This window comes from Streptomyces sp. NPDC001536, from assembly GCF_042894505.1.
GTDB lineage: Bacteria > Actinomycetota > Actinomycetes > Streptomycetales > Streptomycetaceae > Streptomyces.
Genome location: NZ_JBIAVQ010000044.1, coordinates 1 through 4,188, shown reverse-complemented (window position 1 = coordinate 4,188; position 4,188 = coordinate 1). Strand labels below are relative to the sequence as shown.

At 70.6% G+C, this 4,188-nt stretch carries 5 protein-coding genes; 4 read left to right on the top strand and 1 reads right to left on the bottom strand.

Annotated elements, in window-relative coordinates; genetic code table 11:
• Positions 1–93, bottom strand: a 93-nt coding sequence (locus ACFY0U_RS45640) for a CoA transferase (protein WP_388646470.1), incomplete at its 3' end; no start/stop codon positions are given.
• Between the two features lie 181 nt (positions 94–274).
• Here ACFY0U_RS45640 and sucC point away from each other — a divergent pair.
• The 4 genes from sucC to ACFY0U_RS45620 all read left to right on the top strand — a co-directional run.
• Positions 275–1,405: an ADP-forming succinate--CoA ligase subunit beta gene (sucC, locus tag ACFY0U_RS45635; protein WP_388646464.1), complete on the top strand. Its 1,131-nt coding sequence runs from the start codon at positions 275–277 to the stop codon at positions 1,403–1,405.
• An 11-nt stretch (positions 1,406–1,416) separates the two neighbouring features.
• A complete protein-coding gene (gene sucD / locus ACFY0U_RS45630) occupies positions 1,417–2,319 on the top strand; it encodes a succinate--CoA ligase subunit alpha (RefSeq protein WP_388646462.1) in 903 nt (300 codons plus the stop codon).
• Positions 2,320–2,457: 138 nt separating this feature from the next.
• The gene (locus ACFY0U_RS45625; protein ID WP_388646460.1) at positions 2,458–4,014 is read left to right on the top strand and encodes an aldehyde dehydrogenase family protein; all 1,557 of its coding nucleotides are present in this window, start codon (positions 2,458–2,460) and stop codon (positions 4,012–4,014) included.
• A gap of 84 nt (positions 4,015–4,098) precedes the next feature.
• Positions 4,099–4,188 (top strand): CoA transferase (locus ACFY0U_RS45620; RefSeq protein ID WP_388646467.1); only part of this gene is annotated, 90 nt, incomplete at its 3' end.

The following is a 4,188-nucleotide window of genomic DNA, read 5'->3' as shown; positions in this document are numbered from 1 at the left end:
ACCCAGCCACGCCAGCAACTGCGTCGCCGACGGACCCGACTGCACATGCGTCATATCCAGCACACGCACACCCTCAAGAGCCTTCGTCGTCACAGGTCACCTCGCTTGTCCGTTGCCTTGAGCGTGCTGGTGGTGCTGTTCCTGAGCCGTGTTCGGTAGATTGCATACAGTCGACGAATACTGTATGAAGATTGTTATCCCGCATCCCGTGGGTGATGTCCAGGGGTCGTGCACCACTTTTCAGACGCGACTCGATCGAGACGGGAGCCGAACCATGGACCTGTACGAACACCAGGCCCGCGGGCTCTTCGAGGAACACGGCATCCTCGTACCGCGGGCGGAGGTCACCGACTCACCCAAGGAGGCGCGCGAGATCGCGCGCAGGCTGGGCGGCCCCGCCGTCGTCAAGGCGCAGGTCAAGACCGGAGGGCGCGGCAAGGCCGGCGGTGTGCGGCTCGCGGCCGACCCGGCGGCGGCGGAACTGGCGACACGTCAGATCCTCGGCATGGACATCAAGGGCCACACCGTCGGCAAGGTCATGCTGGCCCAACCAGTGGACATCGAGGCCGAGTTCTACGTTTCCTACGTCCTCGACCGGGCGGCGGGCCGCTTCCTCGCCATCGCCTCCGCCGAGGGCGGCATGGAGATCGAGGAGGTCGCCGCCGATCGGCCGGAAGCGGTGGCCCGTATCCACATCGACCCGGCCGAGGGGGTCACCTCCGCCAAGGCGGGAGAGATCGCCGAGGCCGCCGGCCTCCCGCCTCAGACCGTCGACGTCCTCGTACGGCTGTGGCGGGTACTGGTCCGCGAGGACGCCGTCCTCGTCGAGGTCAACCCGCTCGTCCGCACCCGGCAAGGGCAGATCCTCGCCCTCGACGGCAAGGTCACCCTCGACGACAACGCCCGCTTCCGGCAGGCCCGTTGGGGTGTCGAGGAAGCGGAGCACGGGGACGCGCTGGAGGCGGCGGCCGCCGCGAAGGGCCTCAACTACGTCAAGCTCGACGGCGAGGTCGGCATCATCGGCAACGGCGCGGGGCTGGTCATGTCGACACTCGACGTGGTCGCCGGCTGCGGCGCCCGGCCGGCCAACTTCCTCGACATCGGAGGCGGGGCGTCCGCCCAGGTGATGGCCGACGGGCTGTCCGTCATCCTCTCCGACCCGGCGGTGAAGTCGGTGTTCGTCAACGTCTTCGGCGGGATCACCGCGTGCGACGCGGTCGCCGACGGCATCGTACGGGCCCTGGACACCGTCCAGTTGACCAAGCCGCTCGTCGTACGCCTCGACGGCAACAACGCCGCCCGCGGCCGCGCGGTGCTCGACGCGCACGCCCATCCGCTGGTCCAGCAGGCCACCACCATGGACGGCGCCGCCCGTCGCGCCGCACAACTCGCCACCACAGCCTGAGGAGGCGGCACATGGCGATCTACCTCACCAAGGAGAGCAAGGTCCTCGTCCAGGGCATGACCGGCGGCGAGGGCATGAAGCACACCCGGCGCATGCTCGCGGCCGGCACGAACGTCGTCGGAGGCGTCAACCCGCGCAAGGCCGGCCGGACCGTCGACTTCGACGATCGTGCCGTACCTGTTTTCGGGTCGGTTGCCGACGGTATACAGTCGACCGGAGCCGATGTCACCGTCGTCTTCGTACCGCCCGCCTTCGCCAAGGCGGCCGTCATCGAGGCCGCCGACGCCGGCATCGGGCTCGCCGTCGTCATCACCGAGGGCATCCCCGTCCACGACTCCGTCGCCTTCACCGCGTACGCGAAGGAGAAGGGCACCAGGATCATCGGCCCCAACTGTCCGGGCCTGATCACCCCCGGACAGTCCAACGCGGGCATCATCCCGGCCGACATCGCCAAACCCGGACGCGTCGGCCTGGTCTCCAAGTCGGGCACGCTCACCTACCAACTCATGTACGAGCTGCGCGACATCGGCTTCACGACCTGTGTCGGCATCGGCGGTGACCCCGTCGTCGGCACCACCCACATCGACTGCCTGGCCGCGTTCCAGGACGACCCCGACACCGAACTCGTCGTGCTCATCGGGGAGATCGGCGGCGACGCCGAGGAACGTGCGGCCGCCTACATCGAGCGGCACGTCGGCAAACCCGTCGTCGGCTACATCGCCGGTTTCACCGCGCCCGAGGGAAAGACCATGGGACACGCGGGCGCCATCGTGTCCGGTTCCTCGGGTACGGCGCAGGCGAAGAAGGAAGCGCTGGAAGCGGTCGGTGTCAGGGTCGGCAACACCCCGACCGAGACGGCCCGGCTCGTGCTCGACCTGCTGGCCGCCGACCGCGACGCGACCCGCGAGGCGTGACCGCCCGGCGCCACTGAGCTCCTCCCCTATATACGCGACCACTTGTCGCACGGGCCTGCCCTCCACGGTTCCGCAGAAGGCGCCGTGGACGCCAGGCACCCCCCGCCCCCGACTGTGCACCGAGAGCGGAGACACCGAATGACGACCACCCTCAACCCCACCCCCCTCGTGGTGAAGTCCGGCACCACCTGGGACGACGCCTGGCGGCGCTGCCTCGCGGCCGCGCCCGAGGCGTTCCGTGACGACCGGGTCCTCAACCTCTGGAACGCCGCCTGGCGGGCGGACGGCCGGGCGCTGCCCGCCACCAGCCCCGTCGACGGCAGCCCGATCGCCGGCCCGCCGCGCCTGGACCGCGAAGCCGCCCACCAGGCGGTCCGCGCCTCCCTCGACCAGCACCGCGCCTGGCGGCACATCCCGCTCGACGAGCGCCGCGCCCGCGTCGCGGCCACCCTCGACGCCCTCACCCAGCACCGCGAACTCCTCGCCCTCCTGCTCGTCTGGGAGATCGGCAAGCCGTGGCGGCTCGCTCAGGCGGACGTGGACCGCGCCATCGACGGGGTGCGCTGGTACGTCGACGGCATCGAACCGATGGTCGCCGGGCGGACCCCGCTGGACGGCCCGGTGTCCAACATCGCCAGCTGGAACTATCCGATGAGCGTGCTCGTTCACGCCATGCTGGTACAGGCCCTGGCGGGCAACGCGGTCATCGCCAAGACCCCGACCGACGGCGGTGTCGCCTGTCTGACCCTGGCCTGCGCGCTCGCCGCCCGCGAGGGGATCCCCGTCACTCTGGTCAGCGGCAGCGGGGGAGAGCTGTCCGAGGCGCTGGTGCGGGCGCCCGAGATCGGCTGTGTCTCCTTCGTCGGCGGCCGCGACACCGGCGCCGCCGTGGCCACGGCCGTGGCCGACCTCGGCAAGCGGCATGTCCTCGAACAGGAGGGGCTGAACACCTGGGGCATCTGGAACTACTCGGACTGGGACGCCCTCACCGCCGTCATCCCCAAGCTCTTCGACTACGGCAAGCAGCGCTGCACCGCGTACCCGCGCTTCGTCGTCCAGCGGGAGCTGTTCGACGACTTCCTGGCCGCGTACCTCCCCGCCGTGCGCACCCTCAAGGTCGGCCACCCGCTCGCCGTCGCCCAGGCCGACGACCCCTACCCGGCACTGGACTTCGGCCCGGTGATCAACGCGGCCAAGGCGAAGGATCTGCACGACCAGGTCGCCGAGGCCATCGCGCGCGGCGCCGTCCCCCTGCACCGCGCCAGTGAGGCCGACGCCCGCTTCCTGCCCGGCCAGGACACCTCGGCGTACGTCCAGCCGGTCACCCTCCTCAACCCGCCCCCGTCCTCACCGCTGCACCACGCGGAACCGTTCGGCCCGGTCGACACCATCGTCCTCGTCGACACCGAGGCAGAACTGCTGGCCGCGATGAACGCCTCCAACGGCGCGCTGGTGGCCACGCTGTCCACGGACGACCGTTCCGCCTTCGACCGGCTCGCCCCGCAGATCCGGGCGTTCAAGGTCGGTCACGGCAAGCCCCGCTCGCGGGGCGACCGCGACGAGCTGTTCGGCGGATTCGGCGCGTCCTGGCGCGGTGCCTTCGTCGGCGGCGAGTTGCTGGTGCGCGCGGTGACGCAGGGCCCGGCGGGGGAGCGGCTGCCCGGCAACTTCCCGGAGTACCAGCTCATGCCATGACCGGCGGCCGAGGGCGGCGCCCGCGCAGGGCGCGCCCTCGGGACATCGCGTGCAGACGTCGACGTACGAAGTGAGGTGGCGATCATGACGAAGGCTCTTGAGGGTGTGCGTGTGCTGGATATGACGCATGTGCAGTCGGGTCCGTCGGCGACGCAGTTGCTGGCGTGGCTGGGG

Excerpts from the sequence above, each read along its gene's own strand:
- sucC (WP_388646464.1), top strand. The coding sequence starts at position 275 with ATGGACCTGTACGAACACCAGGCCCGCGGGCTCTTCGAGGAACACGGC.
- ACFY0U_RS45625 (WP_388646460.1), top strand. The coding sequence starts at position 2,458 with ATGACGACCACCCTCAACCCCACCCCCCTCGTGGTGAAGTCCGGCACC.
- sucD (WP_388646462.1), top strand. The coding sequence starts at position 1,417 with ATGGCGATCTACCTCACCAAGGAGAGCAAGGTCCTCGTCCAGGGCATG.